Source organism: Tepidicaulis marinus (assembly GCF_000739695.1).
In the GTDB taxonomy this organism is placed as follows: Bacteria; Pseudomonadota; Alphaproteobacteria; order Parvibaculales; family Parvibaculaceae; genus Tepidicaulis; species Tepidicaulis marinus.
This window is the reverse complement of the sequence record NZ_BBIO01000015.1, coordinates 39264-58527: the sequence shown is the minus strand read 5'-3', so window position 1 is coordinate 58527 and position 19264 is coordinate 39264. Positions and strand designations below refer to the sequence as shown.

Annotated in this window: 18 protein-coding genes and 1 riboswitch; of the genes, 15 read left to right on the top strand and 3 right to left on the bottom strand. The window is 61.3% G+C overall.

Annotated features, from left to right (window positions below):
* Positions 1-37 precede the first annotated feature (37 nt).
* The 7 genes from M2A_RS13255 (at position 38) to M2A_RS13225 (ending at position 8045) form a co-directional block, all read left to right on the top strand.
* The gene (locus M2A_RS13255) at positions 38-601 is read left to right on the top strand and encodes a MarR family winged helix-turn-helix transcriptional regulator (protein ID WP_197052937.1); all 564 of its coding nucleotides are present in this window, start codon (positions 38-40) and stop codon (positions 599-601) included.
* 79 nt (positions 602-680) lie between these two features.
* The gene (locus M2A_RS13250; RefSeq protein WP_081875624.1) at positions 681-2183 is read left to right on the top strand and encodes an SLC13 family permease; all 1503 of its coding nucleotides are present in this window, start codon (positions 681-683) and stop codon (positions 2181-2183) included.
* Positions 2184-2486: 303 nt separating this feature from the next.
* The gene (locus tag M2A_RS13245; RefSeq protein WP_052379482.1) at positions 2487-3224 is read left to right on the top strand and encodes a helix-turn-helix transcriptional regulator; all 738 of its coding nucleotides are present in this window, start codon (positions 2487-2489) and stop codon (positions 3222-3224) included.
* Positions 3225-3340: 116 nt separating this feature from the next.
* Entirely contained in the window at positions 3341-3973 is a 633-nt protein-coding gene (locus M2A_RS17515; RefSeq protein ID WP_052379481.1) for an acyl-homoserine-lactone synthase, read from the top strand.
* Positions 3970-4218, top strand: coding sequence for a hypothetical protein (locus M2A_RS13235; RefSeq protein WP_045448433.1), 249 nt, complete (start codon positions 3970-3972; stop codon positions 4216-4218). The genes M2A_RS17515 and M2A_RS13235 overlap by 4 nt, the downstream gene beginning before the upstream one ends.
* 101 nt (positions 4219-4319) lie before the next feature.
* Positions 4320-4527: riboswitch (cobalamin riboswitch) on the top strand.
* A gap of 183 nt (positions 4528-4710) precedes the next feature.
* The gene (locus M2A_RS13230; RefSeq protein WP_045448431.1) at positions 4711-6672 is read left to right on the top strand and encodes a TonB-dependent receptor plug domain-containing protein; all 1962 of its coding nucleotides are present in this window, start codon (positions 4711-4713) and stop codon (positions 6670-6672) included.
* Positions 6673-6896: 224 nt separating this feature from the next.
* Complete coding sequence (locus tag M2A_RS13225) at positions 6897-8045, top strand: ferritin-like domain-containing protein (RefSeq protein WP_045448429.1); 1149 nt, start codon at positions 6897-6899, stop codon at positions 8043-8045.
* A 119-nt stretch (positions 8046-8164) separates the two neighbouring features.
* Here M2A_RS13225 and M2A_RS13220 read toward each other — a convergent pair whose 3' ends face one another.
* Positions 8165-9037, bottom strand: a complete 873-nt coding sequence (locus tag M2A_RS13220) for an enoyl-CoA hydratase (RefSeq protein ID WP_197052936.1) — start codon at positions 9035-9037, stop codon at positions 8165-8167.
* A gap of 108 nt (positions 9038-9145) precedes the next feature.
* On the opposite strand from M2A_RS13220, the gene M2A_RS13215 reads away from it, so the two are divergent.
* The 5 genes from M2A_RS13215 to M2A_RS13195 all read left to right on the top strand — a co-directional run bounded on the left by M2A_RS13215 (position 9146) and on the right by M2A_RS13195 (position 13219).
* Positions 9146-9955, top strand: coding sequence for an enoyl-CoA hydratase/isomerase family protein (locus M2A_RS13215; RefSeq protein ID WP_045448426.1), 810 nt, complete (start codon positions 9146-9148; stop codon positions 9953-9955).
* A gap of 100 nt (positions 9956-10055) precedes the next feature.
* Positions 10056-11297, top strand: a complete 1242-nt coding sequence (locus M2A_RS13210) for a pyridoxal phosphate-dependent decarboxylase family protein (protein ID WP_045448424.1) — start codon at positions 10056-10058, stop codon at positions 11295-11297.
* A 253-nt stretch (positions 11298-11550) separates the two neighbouring features.
* Entirely contained in the window at positions 11551-11736 is a 186-nt protein-coding gene (locus M2A_RS13205; RefSeq protein ID WP_045448422.1) for a hypothetical protein, read from the top strand.
* A gap of 180 nt (positions 11737-11916) precedes the next feature.
* Positions 11917-12222, top strand: coding sequence for a hypothetical protein (locus M2A_RS13200; protein ID WP_147446251.1), 306 nt, complete (start codon positions 11917-11919; stop codon positions 12220-12222).
* 97 nt (positions 12223-12319) lie between these two features.
* Positions 12320-13219, top strand: coding sequence for an MBL fold metallo-hydrolase (locus tag M2A_RS13195; RefSeq protein ID WP_045448419.1), 900 nt, complete (start codon positions 12320-12322; stop codon positions 13217-13219).
* 57 nt (positions 13220-13276) lie between these two features.
* Here the strand turns inward: M2A_RS13195 and M2A_RS13190 are convergent, their stop codons facing one another.
* Positions 13277-14011, bottom strand: coding sequence for a DUF1499 domain-containing protein (locus tag M2A_RS13190; protein ID WP_045448417.1), 735 nt, complete (start codon positions 14009-14011; stop codon positions 13277-13279).
* 52 nt (positions 14012-14063) lie between these two features.
* Positions 14064-15704, bottom strand: coding sequence for a 3-(methylthio)propionyl-CoA ligase (locus M2A_RS13185; RefSeq protein ID WP_045448415.1), 1641 nt, complete (start codon positions 15702-15704; stop codon positions 14064-14066).
* Between the two features lie 184 nt (positions 15705-15888).
* Between M2A_RS13185 and M2A_RS13180 the strand changes: the two genes are divergently transcribed.
* The 3 genes from M2A_RS13180 (at position 15889) to M2A_RS13170 (ending at position 19234) form a co-directional block, all read left to right on the top strand.
* A complete protein-coding gene (locus M2A_RS13180; RefSeq protein WP_197052935.1) occupies positions 15889-17373 on the top strand; it encodes an amidase in 1485 nt (494 codons plus the stop codon).
* 71 nt (positions 17374-17444) lie between these two features.
* A complete protein-coding gene (locus M2A_RS13175) occupies positions 17445-18830 on the top strand; it encodes an aminotransferase (RefSeq protein WP_045448411.1) in 1386 nt (461 codons plus the stop codon).
* On the top strand, positions 18830-19234 hold the full coding sequence (locus M2A_RS13170) for a hypothetical protein (RefSeq protein ID WP_045448409.1): 405 nt from the start codon (positions 18830-18832) through the stop codon (positions 19232-19234). The genes M2A_RS13175 and M2A_RS13170 overlap by 1 nt, the downstream gene beginning before the upstream one ends.
* The last annotated feature ends 30 nt before the right edge of the window (positions 19235-19264 follow it).

Below are 19264 nucleotides of genomic sequence, written 5' to 3'. Positions count from 1 at the left end.
GCAAAGCAGGCAAGCAGCGGCGGAAAAGGCGGCAAGTATGGGTAAAGAGAGCAAATTTTCAGGCTCGGGCGGGAAAGCGGCGGGCCCCGCCCCCAAGGCAAAAAAGCCGGGTGGGCGAAAAGGCGGGGCAGAAGGCGGGCCGAAAAGAGCCGCGCTGCAATTCCTCGAATATTACTATCCCATCCACTACAAGGCCGGGATCGCGCTGGAAGATGCCTTGCGCGGCGGCACGCTGAGCCGCCATCAGGTCGCGATCCTCTGGCTCATTCATTCCGAAGGCCGGGACGGCAGGGCGATGAACCGCAAGGCCATCGAGCGCTCGCTCTCAGCCTGGTTCGAAATTTCCGGCGCCGCCATCACCAAGGCCCTGCGCGCCATGGCGCAGCCCCCGCTCGCGCTGGTGCGGCTGGAAGAAGACCCGCGCTCGGGCCGGGAGAAGATCGTCACGCTGACCGCGAAAGGCGAGACGCATCTGGAAAAGATGATCGCCAGCGGCGAGGCCTATGTGCAACGGATCATCGATAACATGAGCGAGGAGGAAATCGTGCAGGGGCTGCATTTCTTCCGCCGCATCTCCGAAATCGTCGATACGCTGCGCTAGGCCAGCAACTTATCCCCGCTTCCGCCTTCCCGCATTATGCTGGCAGCAGACCAACCGATCCCGTGAGCCACAATCCGCCATGCCTCAATCCCGCGACATGCAACACAGCGAACCTGAAACGCCGGAGGAAAAATCCGGCTGGGTATCACGCGCCGGGCTTATCGCCGGCCCGCTCGCCGCACTTGCCCTTTTCCTCCTGCCCGCCCCAAGCGGGCTCGAGGCCGCGGGCTGGGCGACGGCGGCGATTGCACTTTGGATGGCGATCTGGTGGGTGAGCGAGGCGGTGCCGCTGGCCGCCACCGCGCTACTGCCCCTTGCGGCATTCCCCCTCCTCGGCATCGCGCCCATTGCCATGGCCGCCGCGCCTTACGCCAATCCCATCATCTTTCTTTTTCTCGGCGGTTTCTGGATGGCGCTCGCCATGCAGCGGGCGGGCCTGCACCGGCGCATCGCGCTCGCGATCATCGCCCGGGCCGGCGGGCGGCCCCGCCTTCTCATCGCCGGTGTGATGACGGCCACCGCGTTTCTTTCCATGTGGGTGAGCAATACGGCCACCGCCATGATGATGCTGCCCATCGCGCTTTCCCTCATCGAAGGCGCGAAAAAAGAAGGCGAGGCGGAAAGCGCGGGCCGCGCCGCCTTTGCCAAAGCCATGATGCTCGGGATTGCCTATGCCGCCTCGATCGGCGGGCTCGGCACTTTGGTCGGCTCCCCGCCCAATGCGCTGGCGGCGGGCTATCTCAGCCAAAATCACGGGGTCGACATCGGCTTTGCCGCGTGGATGGCGGTGGGCGTGCCCGCCGTGCTGGTGCTCTTGCCGCTTGCCTGGCTCACCCTCACCCGGCTTGCTTTTCAGGTGCCCGCCCGTGAAGCCGGCGAGAGCGCGGGTGAAGGCGCCGCCTTGATCGGCCAGATGCGCCGCGCGCTCGGCGCCATGCGGCCAGCGGAAAAACGGGTGGGCGCGGTGCTCGCGCTCATCGCCTTTCTTTGGATCGCGCATCCCTGGCTGAGCGCCTTTCTTCCCCTTGAGGGCATATCGGATGCCGGCATTGCCATTGCCGGCGCGCTGGCGCTCTTTCTGCTGCCCAACGGGGAAAAGGGGGAGAATGGCCGGGAGGAAAGATTGCTCGACTGGGACTGGGCGAAAAAAGCGCCCTGGGACATTCTCATTCTCTTCGGCGGTGGGCTGAGCCTGGCGCAGGCAATGGACGGCACCGGGCTTGCGGCCTGGATCGGCGGACAGCTGACGGGCGCGGCCCTGCTCCGCCCGCTGGTGCTGACGGGTGCCGTGGTGATGCTCATCGTCTTTTTGACCGAGCTGACCAGCAATACGGCCACGGCCTCCGCCTTCCTGCCGATCACCGGCGCATTGGCGCTCACCGCAGGCCTTGCGCCGGAGGCACTCGCCCTGCCCGCCGCCATGGCGGCTTCTTGCGCTTTCATGCTGCCCGTCGCGACCCCGCCCAATGCGATCGTTTTCGGCTCCGGCCATATCGACATGCATGTCATGATGCGCGCCGGGCTGCGGCTCAACCTGATTGCCATGGCCGTATTGACGGCCGGAGCCTGGATGCTCCTTTAAAACCGCATTTGGGCCGCCAACCTCTCAGCATGGGAGATTGGCCGCACCCGCGCACAACCGAAAGATGAAACGCTCACTTATGCGTGAAGACAGCGCGATTTCTTGCGTTTCACGAGAGCATTATTTCACTTTGTCCCGAAATATTGCGGCATCCCACAAATCGGTAAGGCTGCTTCTGTTCTTTTATTCCCCTTCTATTTCTTTTGCTGATAATCTTGTCAGTGTGTTCCGTACCGGCAGCGCCTCGGCAACGAGCGGCTCTGGAACGGAGTGTTGGGGCACAGCGTAAACGCAGGGGCACATATGGGGCTGTCTTTCGCGGAGTTTGTCGAGCGTATCCAGCAATCGGAAGATACGGCATCGGCATTCGATATATGGCTGGCTGGCCTGCGCGACCTGGGTATGAACCACGCCATTCTTGGCTATGTGCTTCCGGGACGCGACCCCACGCGCGATCAGTATTTCGCCACCAATTACAAAGCCGAATGGCTGAGCCATTACGAAGAGCAAGGCTATGCGCAAGCGGACCTGACGTTGCAGCGGGCCGGCCAGGGCTCGGGGCCCTTCGCCTGGGACCAGCTGCTGCAGCGCCAGGAACTCACCGCCGTGCAGCGGCGCTTTTACGGGGAGGCATCGGAGCTTGGGCTGAAGCAAGGCATTTCCTCCGCGCTGACCAGCGCGCCCGGCATCAGCGCCGTTTATTCCGTCGCCTCCGAGGAGCCGGATGTGAACTGCGAGCGCGTGCTGGCGGAAATTCATGCGCGCACCGCTGTCCTCCACAAGGTCTTCATGGACCACCTGGCCGTGGAAATGGCGCCCGCCCAGCCGCTCACCCCGCGTGAGCAGGAAGTGCTGACGCAGTGGGCGCGGGGCAAAACCGCCTGGGAGATTTCCCAGCTTCTCAACGTTTCCCAGGAGACGGTGAAGTTCCATCTGAAGAACTGCTACACGAAGCTCGGCGCCTATGGCCGCATCGCCATCGTCAAAGCACTCTATCTGGGGCTCATCACCATCGACCCGGAAGACATTCAGTTCACCTGACCCCGCCATAAGCCATTGATATATAAATCTATTTTCCAAACCTCCCCTTAAGGGTAGGTGCGGGCCGGCGCGCCCTCATGAAAGCCTTTCTCCGTCATCAAGGAGAGAGGCCCCCCATGAAAGTCGATCACTTCACCATTCTTACCGCCCACCGTTTCGGCAACGCGTTCGATTCGATGCTGCGCCTGCGGCACAAGGTATTCGTCGAGCGGGCAGGCTGGGTCATCCCCAACCTCAATCACCGCGAAGCGGATCAGTTCGATCATCCGCTCTGGACCCATTACTTCACGATCCGGGACGAGAATGAGGTGGTGCGGGCCTGCGGGCGGATGGTGCGCACGGATCATCCTTACATGCTCGAAGCGCTCTGGCCGGAACTTGCCCACGGCCATGAGCTGCCGAAAAGCGCGCGCGTTGCCGAAGGCAGCCGCATGTGCGTCGACCCCGATCTGCCGAAAGGCGCGCATACCTATCACCATGCCCTTTGCACGCTGGCCGGCATGGAATGGGCCTGGGCGCACGGCATCGAGCATTTCGTTTTCGTCACCTATCCCTCCAAGGCCCGGGCGCTCGAACAGCTCGGCCTCAAGCCCACCATTTACGGCCCTGCCATCCGCATCGGCGAGGAAGAGTTTCTCGCCGGGCATTACTCCACGGCGCCTTCTTCCTCGCAGCGCATCCGCGATGTGTTCGGCATCGAAGGCTCCGTGATCGATATCCACGAGCATGAAGAAGAGGTTGCAGCGTGAGTGTTCAAACCAAACCGGAACAAGAAGAAGGCGCCCTGCCGCAAAACGCGGATGCGCATATCGAAGGGCTTGTCAAAGCCGTGCTTTATCTGGTGCGCTCCGGCGCCGGCCATGCCCATGACGAACGGGTGGAGACATTGCACGGCGCGCTGCTCGACGTGATTGCCGAGCATGTTCTCAAAGACCCGCAATGCCCCGCGCAGATGTCCCTGACGGCCCTGCCCGTCTCGACACGGCGGCATTGAAGAAAAGACATATCCATGATTGAAGCGAAGAGGAAGCGGCGCGCAAAAGCACCGCTTCTCTTTCGTTTTTCCCCGCTTTTGACAAATTGGGGCGCGCGCCTATACTCGCGCCGCGATCCGGTCCCGGATATCCGGGATAAAAGGGAACAAGGTGACGCCCGCTTTTCATAAGGGCCATTCCTTGGCTGCCCCCGCAACTGTAAGCGGCGAGATCGGTTCCATTCACGTCACTGGGGCATCTGCTCTGGGAAGACCGGAACCGGTTTAAGACCCGCAAGCCAGGAGACCTGCCGCATCGCGCGTCATCTGCCGCTGGCCGGGGTGTGCCAACGGAGCGGATTTTCCGTCGGTGACGCGGCTTTAGCATGCGGCTCGGCGGGCGTTCCCTCCTCCCCATGCATGAAAGCCGCGCGCATTCGAGCTTTCCGTTCCCTCATCCCGTCCCTCGGCGCCCTGCGGTCGGGCGGACCGTTTTTTGAGGGGATTGGACTAATGGTTCATTTCAATGAGGCGCGCCGCATAGCGGCGCTATTGGGCAGCACGGCCCTTTTCACCACACTTTGGACAGGCCTTGCGCAGGCGGACCGGCAAATCATCGCGCCGGACATTCTCGTCAGCGCGCCGGCGGGGCCCGCGCCCATCGAGCAAGTGGGTTCCTCCGTCAGCGTCATCACCGCCGATGATATCGAGCGGCGGCAATACCGCACGGTGGGCGAAGCGCTGCAAGGCGTGCCGGGACTTCACATCGTGCAATCGGGCTCGAAAGGCTCCGTCACCAGCGTCTTTTCGCGCGGCGGCAATTCCAACCACACGCTCGTGCTTTTGAACGGGATCGAGATCAACGATCCGGGCGCGCCTGCCGGCGCCTTCGACTTCTCCACGCTGACGACGGAGAATGTCGAGCGCATCGAGGTTATCCGCGGGCCCCAGAGCGGGCTTTACGGCAGCGCGGCGCTGGGCGGCGTCATCAACATCATCACCAAAAAAGGCGAAGGCGCGCTGCGCACCAGCGTGCGCGCGGAGCTCGGCTCGCTCGGCACGTTCAATACCGCAGCGCTTGCGGATGGCTCTTATGCGGGCATCGGCTATGCGCTCTCGCTCTCGCGTCAGGCAACGGACGGCAGTGACATCACGCCGCAACATTTGCGCGGCGGCTTTGCCGAAGAAGAGGACGGTAACGAGAACACGGCCCTCAGCCTGCAGCTCGATACGGATTTGAGCGACACGCTCTCGGCCTTCACCTTCGGCCAATATATCAATTCCAATGCGGATACGGACAATTCCCTGCCGCAGGATTTCAACGCCGTTGCCAAGAACCAGGAAATTTTCCTGAGCGGCGGGCTGAATGGGAATTTTTATGGCGGCGCCTACCGGCCCGTGCTCACACTTGCCTATACGGATTATACGCGCGTCATCATCGACCATCCGGATGCGGCGAACCTCAACACCAACCAGGAATCGGCGAATGAAGGCACGCGCAGCGTCGCCAAGCTGGAAAATTTCGTCACGCTCGGCAATCACACGCTGAACCTTGCCGGTGAATACAAGTACGAGGAACTGGAAGCACGGGGTTTCCGCGATTTCGGCTTCGGCTTCGTGCAGCAATTGCGCTCCGAGGCGGATGAATACACCACCTCCTTCTGGCTGAGCGACCGGGTAACGTTCGGCGAGCGCTTCTTTGCCTCGGCAAGCGTGCGCTACGACAATCCGGAAAATTTCGGCGATGAGGTCACCTATACGCTGACGCCGGGTTACTATCATCCCGAAACCGATACGCGGCTGACGGCGAGCTACGGCACGGGTTTCAAAGTGCCCTCGCTCTTCGAGCGCTATGGCTTTACCCCGAACTCCTTCGGCAATGCTTTCCGCGGCAACCCCAATCTGGAGCCGGAGGAAAGCGAAGGCTGGGAAGTCGGCCTCGAACAGGGCTTCCTTGGCGGGCGCATTCAAACGGGCCTCACCTATTTCGATACCGATTATGAAAACGCCATCATCACGGTGTTCCTGCCCTCGTTCGATTCGACGACAACGAATGTGAACGAGTTCAACGCGCATGGGGTCGAAAGCTTCATCGATGTGGAGATCAGCGACGCGCTGTCGGCCCGCGCCGATTACACCTTCACCGTCGTCGATACGCAGCCCCTGCGCGGCGGGCAGAGCCGGCGGCCGCGCCACAAGGTGCATGGCACGCTCGACTGGCAGGCGATGGAAGACGCGCGCCTCGGGCTTGCCGTTACCTGGGTCGATCTTTACCGGGATGTGGACCGGGTGAGCGGCGGTCTCATCGAAGGCGACAATTACACCGTGGTCGACCTGACGGGCTCGAAAGATATCGGCCCGCATTTCCAGGTTTTCGGCCGGGTGAACAATGCTTTCGACGCCGCCTACGAGCCCGCAGACGGGTTCGAAGCGCCGGGCCGGGAATTCCTGATGGGGGTGAAAGTGACGTTCTGATCCTCTTTCCGGAGAGACGGTGCGGGGGAAAACCCGCAGAAACAAGCGGTTTTCGGGCTCTTTTCATGAGAGCCCCTCGCAGCGGGGCCGGTGTTTTCAGCGCCGGCCCTTTTCTTTGATTCAGATCAAAGACCAAAAATGACGCAGGCGTCATCATTTTTCCAGTTTGAGGCACCCAAAAGCACCCACAGACCCTGAGCCTCGAAGACCGGAGGAGATTACCGATGACGCAGGCAGTACCCCACAAAGAAGCCGCTGGTCAGATCACGAAGGACAATATCTACAACACCGTAGAGCCGACCGATTTCGCCGCCATGATGGATTGCGAGCGCTATCTCGATCGTACCAGCGCCTTCGACAAGATCATTTCGGCAACCCACGACCATTTCTGGGACCCGAACGACGCGCGCTATATCGACTTTAGCGAGCCCTTCGATATCGAAAACGAATATATGGTCGACCCGACCATGACGGTGGGCTACGGCACCGCCGTTTGGGACAAGCTCGACGAAAAAGGCCGGGTGAAACTGACGAACCTGGAAACCCATTGGAGCCTGTCGAACATTCTGCACGGCGAACAAGGCGCGCTCGCCTTGTCGGCAAGCCTTTGCCACATCCTGCGCGATCCGGGCGCACAGGAATATGCGGCCAATCAGGCGCGCGAAGAAGCCCGTCACGTCACCGCCTTCACCAATATCGTGAAAGCCCGTTTCGGCCGCCCGATGGCTTGCGGCCCGGTGCTGCGCGATGTGCTCACGGAGCTCGTGACGTCGAAATTCGCCTGGAAGAAGATCGTCGGCATGCAGCTCCTCGTCGAAGGCCTCGCCATGGGCGCCTTTGCGACTTTCTACAATAAGGGCCGCGACCCGCTGATCGTGCGTCTGTCGCAGCTTGCCATGACGGACGAAGCCTTCCACCACAAGTTCGGCAAGATCTGGGCGGACCGCACGGTGCCGAAGCTTTCCAAGGAAGAGCATAACAAGATCGAAGACTGGGCCTGGGAAGTCTTCCAGACGCTGCTCTTCAATATCGGCGCCCCCTCGCAGAAACAGCATATCTACGAGCAAGTCGGCCTCGACTGGGAATGGGTGCAGGGCGCCTTCATGGAAGGCATGACGGATGAGAAAATCCGCACCAACATGCAGGAATCGGCGAACATCTTCCGCGTGCTGGTGAAAACCCTGGCCATGACCGGCATCATCACCGAGCGCACCGCCGGCAATTACGCCGCTTATATCGACATGAAAGTGCTGCATGCCGAAAGCGACGAAATGGTGGGCGATGCGATCGCGGCGGCGGGGATCGCCAAGCTCAAGGAAATCAACCGCAAGAACGAAGCGTTGATCCAGCTCTCAGGCACCGCCGCCGACTAAGACCCGAAGAGCCTGCCTACCAAGGCTCTCCTCCCGGCGGCGGGTCCTCCAGCCTTCCGCCTCTCTGCCCGGGCGCCTCTTCGCAAGAAGAGGCGCCCACTTTTGTGTCGTGCTCTCACTCAACGGCCAGTGAAGTGCGCCGAACGTTTTTCCACGAAATGCGCGACGCCTTCCTTGAAGTCTGCGCTTTTAAAGCTCGCCTGCATTTCCTTGTCGGCCATGTCGGTCGACTGATTGAAATCCTGAAAGAGCGACTTATAGACCTGCCGCTTCATCACCGCCATGGAGCGCGGGGAAACGTTTGCGGCCATATGACGGGCATAGGCCATGACCTCTTCCATGAACTCATCTGCAGGAAACGCCTGATTGACGAGGCCGAGGCGGGCCGCTTCCCTGCCGTCGATCTTGCGCGCGGACATGAGAAGATCGAGCGCATGGGCCGAGCCGATGAGCCGCGGCAGCAGCCAGGCAATGCCGTGCTCGGCAACAAGGCCGCGCTGGGCAAAAGAAGTGGTGAACTTCGCCTCTTCACTCGCAAAACGCAGATCGCAAAAGAGCGAGACCACCAGGCCGAGCCCCGCGCAGGCGCCGTTGACCGCGCCGATGACGGGTTTGGGGCATTCGAAAAGATAGCCGAAGCGGCCATGGAAATGCTCGATCACGGAAGGCCCGTGATCGTAGGAAAGGTCTACCGCCTCCTCTTCCTCTTTGCTGACGATATTGCGCCGCCCGCCTTCCGGCTCGATGGATTGCAGGAGGTTCATATCGGCGCCCGCGCAAAAGCCGCGTCCGGCGCCGGTCAAGACGATAACGCGCACCTTGTCGTCCTTCGCCGCCGCGCCCACCGCGCGCTTGACGCCTTTTTCCATTTCGCCCGTCCAGGCATTGAGCTTGTCGGGCCGGTTCAGCGTGATAAGGCCGATACCGTCTTTCACCTCATAGCTCATATGCGCCTGTGCGCCGGGCGCCTCTGCTCTTACTGCTTCCGACATCTTTATCCTCCCTCTCATTCTCCCTGGCTGGCCTTCCTGCCGGTCCTTGCTGCTGCATATCTTATTGCTGCTAGACTAGCGGCCAAAAGGACCGGAATGGGAGGAAAAATGGCCAGCTCTTTTCAGGAGATTATCGTCGAAACGCCCGCGCCCCGCGTCACGCGCATCACGCTGAACCGGCCGCAGGCGATGAACGCCTATACGACACGGCTCTGCGAGGAGCTGGTGGAAGCGCTCGATGCTTACCTGCGCGATGATGACCAGCGCGCGCTTATTCTGACCGGCGCGGGACGCGGCTTTTGCGCGGGCGGCGATGTGAGCGGCGCGGACGACGAGCACGGCGCGCTCATGAAAGCGCAGCTTTCCCACGGGCGGGAAATGCGCGACGGGATGCACAAGGTCATTCTAGCGCTCTCCCGCCTCGACAAACCGGTGATCGCGGCGGTGAACGGGGCGGCCGTTGCCGGCGGGCTGACGCTCGCCCTTTCCTGCGACATGCGCATCGGGGGAAAAAGCGCCAAGCTCGGCGATACGAGCGGACGCTTCGGGCTTTTGCCGGATGAAGGGGGCGCTTGGCTTTTTCCGCGCGCCATGGGCCTCGACCGGGCTTTGAAGATGACACTGCTTGCCGAAACCTATAGCGCCGATGAAGCCCTGGCGCTCGGCCTCCTGACGGAAGTCGTACCGGACGCAGAGGTACAGACCCGCGCGCTGACGCTTGCCGAAGCGCTCGCCAAACGCGCGCCGCTTGCCGTGCGCCTTGCCAAGTCCATGATGCTGCGCGGGCGGAACATGAGCCTCGAGCAATCGCTCGGCGATGCGGCGCTTTCGGTAATGATCGCCAACCCCTCCAAGGATGTTCGCGAAGGTGTGAAGGCATTTTTCGAGAAACGCGAGCCCGAATTCAAAGGCGAATAGTCTAGAAATTGCCTGGGAAATTGACGCCAGCGTCATGATCGGGTCTGCTAGGCAAAACCTTTAAGGCAGGCCGCCTGAAACGGCCAAGAGGGAGGATGCGATGAGCGTGACAATGCCGGAAAAAGGCCGCGCCTGGGACGAGCTGAAAAAAGAAATGGAAGAGCGCGGCGCCCATGACGCCAAATGGCGCGAGGGCAAGACCGCCGTCTATGTCTTCAATGCCGGGCCCGAGGTCGCCAAGGTCCAAAAAGAAGCCTACACGATGTATATGTCCGAGAACGGCCTCGGACCGCTCGCCTTCCCGAGCCTCAAGCAGATGGAAGAGGAAGTCATTTCCATGGCCCTTTCGCTCTTGCACGGGCCGGAGGGGGCAACGGGCGCGATCACCTCGGGCGGCACCGATTCCATCACCATGGCGCTCAAAACGGCGCGCGATTATGCCCGCGCGAGCGGGCGGGCGAAGACGAAGGCCAATATCGTGCTGCCCCGCTCGGCGCATCCCGCCTTCGAAAAAGCCGCACATATGATGGATATCGAAGTGCGGCGCGTTGCGATCAACGAGACGAGCTATGAAGCCGATCCGGCGGCGATGAAGAAAGTCATCGATGCGGACACCGTGATGATGGTGGGCTCGGCCCCGAACTTCCCCCACGGCATTATCGATCCCATTGCAGAGCTCGGGAAAGTCGCCGCCGAAAAAGGCGTCTGGCTGCATGTGGATGCCTGTGTGGGGGGCTATTTCGCCCCCTTCGCGCGGATGAACGGGGTGGACGTGCCGCCTTTCGATTTCGAGGTGCCGGCGGTCCATTCCATGTCGGCGGACCTCCACAAATACGGCTATGCGGCCAAGGGCGCCTCGAGCGTGCTTTTCCGCTCCGCCGAGCTTTACCAATATATGCCGTTCGACACCGATGACTGGTCGGGCGCGCGCATGATCACGCCCACTCTGGCCGGCACACGGCCCGGCGGGGCGATTGCCGCGGCCTGGGCGGTGATGAATTTCCTCGGCGTCGAGGGCTATAAGGAAAAGCAAGGCGCGGTCTGCGCCACGCGGGCGAAAATCCAGGAGGGGGTCAAAAAGCTCGGCTTCGAGATCCTGGGCGATCCCAAACTCGGGCTTTTGGCTTTCCGCCACCCGGAAGTGAATGCCTATGCGCTGTGGGGAAAATTACTCGAGCGGGGCTGGTTTACCTCCATCACCACCGAGCCGCCCTCCCTCCACCTCATGCTTTCCCCCTTCCATGCGGAAGTGGCGGACCAGTATCTTGCCGATATCGAGGCCGGGATGGCGGAAATCCGGGCCGGGAATGCCGGAGAGAAGCGCGAGGCGCGCTACAGTTAATTCCTTTTATCTCAAGCACTTACGCACCCCGGCCGGGCCTGCCCGCGCCGGGGTTCCGTTTATGTGGCCTGGCACTTCAGCCTTTCATGTTGCGTTGCAAAATTTTTACATATCCACCCTTGATTAATTGTGCAGCGCACCATAAATTGACGCTTAACAGGGCGTTAGCCTTGTTGGCCTTGCGGAAAGCGGCCTCTCCTCCCCCGCCCTTCTGCAAGGATCAATTGAAACCTCTGGCTCCGAGAGAGACATCATGGCTGCCACCGATAAAGTTAATTCTTCGGAAGTTTTCCATCCCAGCGACATTAGCTATGGCATCCGCATGGCGTATCAGGGGATGAAAGCGTGGCGCGTGTCCGACGTTGTGACGGCTCTGGGTTACACCGCCGTCGGCGTCTATACGGTCGCGATGATCGCGAATATCGCCACGGTCTACTAAGACACGGCCTTTTGGCCCGAAAATGTGGGCGGCGCGGCTTTCCGCGCCGCTTTGCTGTTTGGGGGGCCTGGAGCGACACAGTTCCATTATCGGCGCGGCGCTCACCGCACCATTGTCTTGCCACAAAGAAGCGCTTATCTCTTACCGAGTTGAAACCCCAAAGGCAGGCTGGCGCGCCCCGTGTTCCGTACTTTCATGATCGCACTCGGATGGAGCCTCTTCGTGCCCGGCCTGGTGCTGACCCCGCTGCCGCCGCCTTTCGCCTTCGGCCTCTTCATGATGATGCCGGGGCTGGTGATCCTCTTGATTTATTCTTCTTCCGTGCGGCGGACCCTGCGCAAGGCAAGGCGGCGCTACCACTGGCTCAATATCAGCGTCATCATGCTGGAAAAGCGCGCGCCGGGGAAAATGGGCCGCATTCTGCGCACCACCCGCCCGAAGCGCAAACCTGTCAGCCCCATTGCCGATCGCGACATCGCGGCCTGACCGCCCGCCTTTTCTGCAAATTTATCTTCCCCATCGGCCCTTGCGCGGCGGCGCTCAATCATGAATGCTGCGCGCCAGTTGAAGACGGGAGGCCCGAATGAGCAGCGAGATCCCTTTTGTGCGCGACATCGATATCGAATATGGCCGCTGCGACCAGGTATCGCCGCTGATCCGCCGCGTGACCGCCAATAATCCGGGCGGCTTCACTTTCAAAGGCACGGGCACCTATATCGTCGGCAAGGGTGAGGTAGCGGTGATCGACCCCGGCCCGCTGATGAACGATCATGTCGAGGCGCTGCTCGCGGCGATCGAAGGGGAAACCGTCAGCCATATCCTCATCACCCATACGCATATGGACCACTCGCCCGCCGCCGAGCCGCTGAAAAAGCTGACCGGCGCACCGACCCTCGCCTTCGGCCCCCATGGCGGAGAGAAGAAAGACGACGGCGCGCGCGAGGAAGGCGCGGACTGGAAATTTCAGCCCGACATCAAACTGGAAGACGGCGACATCATCGAAGGGGATGGCTGGACATTCGAGGCGATCTTCACGCCCGGCCATACCTCCAACCATATGTGCTTTGCGCTTCAGGAAGAAAAAGCGCTTTTCACAGGCGATCATGTCATGGGCTGGTCGACCAGCGTGGTGAGCCCGCCCGACGGCAATATGAGCGATTATTTCAATTCGCTGAAAAAACTGCTGGAGCGGGACGACGAAATCTACTGGCCGACCCATGGGCCCGCCATCACCAATCCCCAATCCTTCGTGCGGGCCTATCTCGTGCACCGGCGCCAGCGCGAGGCGCAGATCCTGCGCCAGATCGAGGAAGGCCACACGACCATTCCGGCCATGGTCGAGGCCATGTATGCCGATATCGACAAGCGCCTGCACCCGGCCGCGCGCCGCTCGGTGCTTGCCCATCTCATCCACATGGTCGAAACGGGCCGCGTTGCAACTGACGGGGCGCCCGGTATCGAGAACCAATACCGGCTTTCCTGAACGAAAACGCCCCGGCCTTTCTCAAGACCGGGGCACTTCGATTAAAGCAATAGCCTGTCAGCCCGCGTTTTTCAGATCGCTCAAAAACGCTTCGATGCGTTTGGCATTGGCGCCGAGATCGCTTTGCCCGACACGGGAGGCGGAGCGCATATCGACGAGCGCCTTGCCCGCTTCCTCGCGCACGCGGATCACCACATCGTCCTTGAAGCCCATCAGCGCGGTCGTATCCGTCGCCTCGATCGTGCCGTTTTCGACAGAGACGGCGACGACTTCCCAGCCGCGCTCTTTGACCAGCGCCAGCGCTTCTTCAAAGACCTGGCCCGGATGACGCTCGATGAGCGCAGGCCCAAGGTCCGGATAGCCTGCTTGTTGCAGCTCACCGAGATTTCCCGGTTCTTCCCGTTCCAGGGAATTGTGCTGCGGGGTGCGCAGGGCCCGCACCGCGACGAATTTCGGCGGGTCCTGCAGGTCCGTCGAAATGTCGTGAATGCGCGGCACGGCAGAACCTGCCTGCGCGGCCAGCAGCACCGGCACCGCGACCACAAGGCCGAGCACGAGACCGGCGGCGGCAAAGACCGTGCCGCCCTTGCGGCCCATCAGCGTGATGGCGATACCGGCAATGCCCGAAAGCGCGGCGGCAAGGCCGATCAGCGTGCTGCCCATCAGGCCGAAGATTGCCAGCCTGAAATCCATCACCCCGAGCCTGTGGCCCAGCACCGCGAGCACACCGACAACGGCGGCAAGCAGCGCAAGCCTGAAACTCCAACGCGCGAAAGCCGAGCGTTCGTTCATAATCCGTACCCCTTATACCCCTGACCGGTATTCTTGACTGTCCGGCGCCCGCTTATTCGGCCGCATCGGCGGTCGGCAATTTATATCCCTTGAACTGCTCGCGCAGCGCCAGCTTCTGGATTTTGCCCGTTGCCGTGTGCGGAATTTCCTCGACGAAGACCACATCGTCCGGCATCCACCATTTGGCGATCTTACCTTCCATATAGCCCAGAATGTCTTCACGGGTCGGTGACTTACCCTCTTTCGGGACAATGACAAGCAGGGGGCGCTCGTCCCATTTGGGATGGGTGATGCCGATGACCGCGGCTTCGGCGACATCGGGATGGCCGACAGCGAGGTTTTCAAGCTCGATGGAAGAAATCCATTCCCCGCCCGATTTGATGACGTCTTTCGAGCGGTCGGTGATCTGCATATAGCCGTCCGCATCGATCGTGGCGACATCGCCGGTATCGAACCAGCCATCGGCGTCCAGAATCTCGCCGCCCTCGCCTTTCAGATAGGCTTTGGCGATGGCGGGCCCGCGCACCATCAGATGGCCGAAGGCCTTGCCGTCATTGGGCAGGTCGTTGCCGTCATCATCGGTGATTTTCATTTCCACCGTGAAGATCGCCCGGCCCTGCTTGCATTTCAGGTCGAGCTGCTGTTCGCGGCTGAGATCTTCATTGCCCGCCTTCAAGGAGCCGATCGTGCCGATGGGCGACATTTCGGTCATGCCCCAGGCATGGAAGACCTGCACGCCGTAATTGTCCTCGAAAGCCTGGATCATGGAGCGCGGCGCCGCCGAGCCGCCGATCACCACGCGGTCGAGCTTGGGCAGTTTGGCGCCCGTCTTTTCCAGATATTGCAGCAGCATGAGCCAGACCGTGGGCACGGCGGCGGTGATGGTCACGCCTTCCTTGTCGAGCAATTCGAAGATCGACTCCCCGTCCATCTGCGCGCCAGGCATGACGAGCTTGGCGCCAACGGCGGGCGCCGAGAAAGCCAGCGACCAGGCATTGGCGTGGAACATCGGCACCACAGGCAGAATGCTATCGCGCGAGCGCGCGCCCAGCGCATCGGCATTATTGGCGGCCAGTGAATGCAGCACGTTGGAGCGGTGCGAATAAAGCACGCCCTTCGGATTGCCAGTCGTGCCGGAGGTGTAGCAAAGACCGCAGGCGTCGTTCTCGTCCATCTTTTCCCAGACATGGTTGCCGTCCTCGGCTTCCACGATCTCGTCATAGCAATAGACGTTTTTCAGCTTCGTCTCCGGCATATGGGCCTTATCCGTCATCAGGATGAAGGCTTTGACGTTGGGAAGCTGATCGGCGATCGCCTCGATCACCGGCACGAAGGTCGTGTCGAGCAGGATGAAGCGGTCTTCGGCATGGTTGATGATATAGACGAGCTGCTCGGCGAAAAGGCGCGGGTTCAGCGTGTGATAGACACCGCCCATGCCGGTAATGCCGTACCAGCTTTCCAGATGCCGGTAGGTGTTCCAAGCCATGGTGGCGATGATATCGCCCTTCTTGCCGCCCAGCTTCTTCAGCGCCTGGGAAAGCTTGCGCGCGCGCAAGTGAATGTCTTTATAGGTGCAGCGGTGGATCGGCCCTTCGACCGTCCGTGTGACGATTTCGCGGTCGCCGTGAAAACGGTTCGCGTGATCGATAATTCTGTCGACCGTAAGCGGCCAATCTTGCATCAAGCCCTGCATGGCATGTCCCTCGCCTGTTTCGTGTGGCTTTTACCCCTTGTTGGGCCTGAGTTTAGAGTGAACCGCAGCGTCAAACAACGCTTGCCGCGCCGCCCGGGCGGCCTAAATTCGGTCCCTTTTGCCTTGTGAGCCTCCCAAAACCCCGATAACTCTTGTGAAAAAGAGAAATGAGGAGGAACGGATTATGGGCGCATCACAGATGGGTGCATCACGGAGCGATTGGCATTTTCAACCCGCCTACCGGCTGCTCCAAGCGCTGGAGCGGGGCCAAACCTCCTCCGCCGAGCTTGTGGATTATTTTCAGACCCGCGCGGAAACCCATAATCCGGCCCTCAACGCCATTGTCGATCAGGATTTCGGCGCCGCCAAAGCCCAGGCCGAGGCGGCGGACGCCGCCCGCAAGCGCGGGCAAAACTGGGGGCCGCTGCACGGGCTGCCCATGACCATCAAGGACGCGCTGGAAGTGGCGGGCATGAAAGCCGTGGGCGGGGCGCCGCAATTTGCCGGTCACCGCCCTGCGCGCCATGCCGAGGCCGTTCAGCGCATCGTGAATGCGGGCGCCATCATTTTCGGCAAGACCAATGTGCCGTTCCTTTCCGGCGATCTTCAGACCTATAACGAGGTCTATGGCACGACGAACAATCCTTGGGATCTTTCCTGCGGGCCGGGCGGCTCCTCGGGCGGGGCGGCGGCGGCGCTGGCCGGCGGGCTGACGCCGCTCGAGCTTGGCAGCGACATCGGCGGCTCGATCCGCACGCCTGCTCACTTGTGCGGTGTCTTCGGCCATAAGCCCACTTTCGGCATCGTGCCGAAGCGCGGGCATATTCCGCCCGAACCCGGCGCGCTTGGCGAAGGCGATCTTTCCGTCGTCGGCCCGCTCGGCCTTTCCGCCCAGGACCTTGCCCTGCTGCTCGGCATCGTGGCGGGACCGAACGAAGCGCAGTCCAAAGGCTTTACGCTGAACCTGCCGCGCCCGCGCGCCACCTCGCCCAAAGGCCTGCGCGTTGCGACCTGGTTCGAGGACCCGTTCTGCGAGATCGACAAAGAGAGCACCGCGCTTTTCACCGAAGCCGCAAAGGCGCTGGAAGCCGACGGCGCGATCATCGATTGGGAAGCGCGGCCGGATTTCACGCTGGCCGAGATCACCGAAGCCTATCTCATGCTGCTTCATGCCAATGTCGCCTCGCGCATGCCGGCCCATGTGAAAGAGCGCTGGGAAAAGCTGAAAGCGGAAGGCGATCCCGCCGACAAGAGCCACGCCATGCTGCAGGCGCGCGGCGGCACGCTTTCCTATGCCGACTGGCTGATCTGGCATGAAAAGCGCGAGCAGCTGCGCGCCAAATGGGCGGAGTTCTTCACCCGCTATGATGTGGTGCTCGCCCCGGTCTTGATGCGCCCGGCCTTTGCCCATGACCACACCTCGAACTGGCATGCGCGCACGCTGGAGGTGAATGGCAAGAGCCGGCCTTATATGGATGTGCTGATCTGGGCGGGACCGGCGGTGCTTTGCCATTTGCCTGCAAGCGTTGCCCCTGTCGGCCTCACCCAAAAGGGCCTGCCCGTCGGCATTCAGATCATCGGCCCGCATTTGGAAGATTATACGACCATTGCCGTTGCCGGCATGCTGGAACAGGCGCTGGGCGGTTTCAAACCGCCGAAGGGGTTTTAAGCCCGCCGCGCCTTTAATAATGATGCAATAAGGCCCACCTAAAAGCGGCCCGGTTCATCTAGGAGTATTTCATGACTGGTCTTTCCAACGCCGCCAAGCGGGACATCGAAACGGTCCTGCACCCTTACACCAATCTCGACACGTTCCGCAGCACAGGGCCGCTGATCATCGAGCGCGGCGAAGGCATTCATGTCTTCGACAGCGAGGGCAAGGAATATATCGAAGGCATGGCCGGGCTCTGGTGCACCTCGCTCGGCTATAGCGAGGCCGAACTCATCGATGCGGCGACGGAGCAGATGCGCCAGCTTCCCTTCGGTCATGTCTTTGGCGGGCGCAGCCATGAGCGCGCCGCAGAGCTTGCCGAAAAGCTGAAAGCCATTGCCCCCCACGATGCCTCGAAAGTGCTTTTTTGCGGCTCGGGCTCGGAGGCGAACGATCAGCAGATCAAGCTCCTTTGGTATTACAACAACGCCAAGGGCCGGCCGGAGAAGAAGAAGATCATCTCGCGCCTGCAAGGCTATCATGGCGTCACCATTGCCTCGGGCTCGCTGACGGGCCTGCCCGCGAACCATATGGATTTCGATCTGCCCATCGAGCGGATTTTCCATACCGGCAGCCCCCATTATTACCGTCAGGGGGAAGTGGGCGAGAGCGAGGAAGAGTTTTCCACACGCCGCGCGCAGGAGCTGGAAGAGCTGATCCTGCGTGAAGGGCCGGAGACGATTGCCGGCTTCATTGCCGAGCCCATTATGGGCGCGGGCGGCGTCGTCATGCCGCCCCAAGGCTATTTTGAAAAAATTCAGGCGGTGCTCGACAAATACGACATCTATTTCATTTCCGATGAAGTGATTTGCGGCTTTGCGCGCACGGGCAACATGTTCGGGGCGGAAACTTTCGGCATGAAACCGGATTCCATTTCCGTCGCCAAAGCGCTTTCTTCGGCCTATGTGCCCATCGGCGCCGTCACGATCGGCGAGGACATGTATCAGGCGATGATCGATGAAAGCAAAAAGATCGGCACGTTCGGCCACGGCTTTACTTATACCGCCCATCCCGTCGCTGCCGCCGTTGCCTGCAAGACGCTGGAGATTTACGAAAAACGCGACATCCTTTCGCATGTGCGCGCCGTCGCGCCTACCTTCGAAAAGCGCGTGATGGGCTTTGCCGATCATCCGCTCGTGGGCAATGCACGTGCCAAGGGACTGATCGGGGCGATCGAACTCGTCGCCGACAAAGGAACGAAGAAGAGCTTCGACAAAGCCGCCGCTATCGGCGCGGTGGCCATGGGCGCAGCGCAAAAGCACGGGCTGATCGTGCGGGCGCTGGCAGGCGACATTATCGCCTTCTGTCCGCCGCTCATCATCAAGGAAGATGAGATCGGAGAAATGTTCGACCGCATGGCCCGCGCCCTCGACGATGTGGAAGCCCATGTCCGCAAAGAAGGGCTTCGAGGCTGATGGCGCGCGAATACCGCTACCACCTGACCTTTACCGGCACGGCCCGGCCTGAAGATGAAATGGGCATGGTCATGCTGATCGAAGGGGAAGCGGAAGGCGCGCCCGCGCCTTTTTCCGGCACGGCCCGCTTTTCCTCCCGCGTTGAAACGGAAGGCGAGACGGGCTTTACCGAAACGGGCGAAATCGTCTTCCCTGACGGAACTTTGCGCTTTTCAACCGAAGGCTACGGCCTCATCACACCCAGCGCGGATGAAGCCAAGCAGCATGGCCGCGTGAGCTGGATCATCGAAGGCGGCAGCGGCGCTTTTGCCGGGGCGAGCGGGTTCATTCTCTCGAACTTCACCGTCTCGGACGAGGCAAAGGTGAGGGACAGCCAGGCCGCGGTGGTTTTCCTGCCGGATTGAGGCGCCTTTACCGGCCGCAGCTTCTTTATG

Bases quoted from the DNA above. Each gene is read 5' to 3' on its own strand.
- M2A_RS13255 (WP_197052937.1), top strand. From the start codon at position 38: ATGGGTAAAGAGAGCAAATTTTCAGGCTCGGGCGGGAAAGCGGCGGGC.
- M2A_RS13250 (WP_081875624.1), top strand. From the start codon at position 681: ATGCCTCAATCCCGCGACATGCAACACAGCGAACCTGAAACGCCGGAG.
- M2A_RS13245 (WP_052379482.1), top strand. From the start codon at position 2,487: ATGGGGCTGTCTTTCGCGGAGTTTGTCGAGCGTATCCAGCAATCGGAA.
- M2A_RS17515 (WP_052379481.1), top strand. From the start codon at position 3,341: ATGAAAGTCGATCACTTCACCATTCTTACCGCCCACCGTTTCGGCAAC.
- M2A_RS13230 (WP_045448431.1), top strand. From the start codon at position 4,711: ATGGTTCATTTCAATGAGGCGCGCCGCATAGCGGCGCTATTGGGCAGC.
- M2A_RS13225 (WP_045448429.1), top strand. From the start codon at position 6,897: ATGACGCAGGCAGTACCCCACAAAGAAGCCGCTGGTCAGATCACGAAG.
- M2A_RS13220 (WP_197052936.1), bottom strand. From the start codon at position 9,037: ATGTCGGAAGCAGTAAGAGCAGAGGCGCCCGGCGCACAGGCGCATATG.
- M2A_RS13215 (WP_045448426.1), top strand. From the start codon at position 9,146: ATGGCCAGCTCTTTTCAGGAGATTATCGTCGAAACGCCCGCGCCCCGC.
- M2A_RS13210 (WP_045448424.1), top strand. From the start codon at position 10,056: ATGAGCGTGACAATGCCGGAAAAAGGCCGCGCCTGGGACGAGCTGAAA.
- M2A_RS13205 (WP_045448422.1), top strand. From the start codon at position 11,551: ATGGCTGCCACCGATAAAGTTAATTCTTCGGAAGTTTTCCATCCCAGC.
- M2A_RS13195 (WP_045448419.1), top strand. From the start codon at position 12,320: ATGAGCAGCGAGATCCCTTTTGTGCGCGACATCGATATCGAATATGGC.
- M2A_RS13190 (WP_045448417.1), bottom strand. From the start codon at position 14,011: ATGAACGAACGCTCGGCTTTCGCGCGTTGGAGTTTCAGGCTTGCGCTG.
- M2A_RS13185 (WP_045448415.1), bottom strand. From the start codon at position 15,704: ATGCAGGGCTTGATGCAAGATTGGCCGCTTACGGTCGACAGAATTATC.
- M2A_RS13180 (WP_197052935.1), top strand. From the start codon at position 15,889: ATGGGCGCATCACAGATGGGTGCATCACGGAGCGATTGGCATTTTCAA.
- M2A_RS13175 (WP_045448411.1), top strand. From the start codon at position 17,445: ATGACTGGTCTTTCCAACGCCGCCAAGCGGGACATCGAAACGGTCCTG.
- M2A_RS13170 (WP_045448409.1), top strand. From the start codon at position 18,830: ATGGCGCGCGAATACCGCTACCACCTGACCTTTACCGGCACGGCCCGG.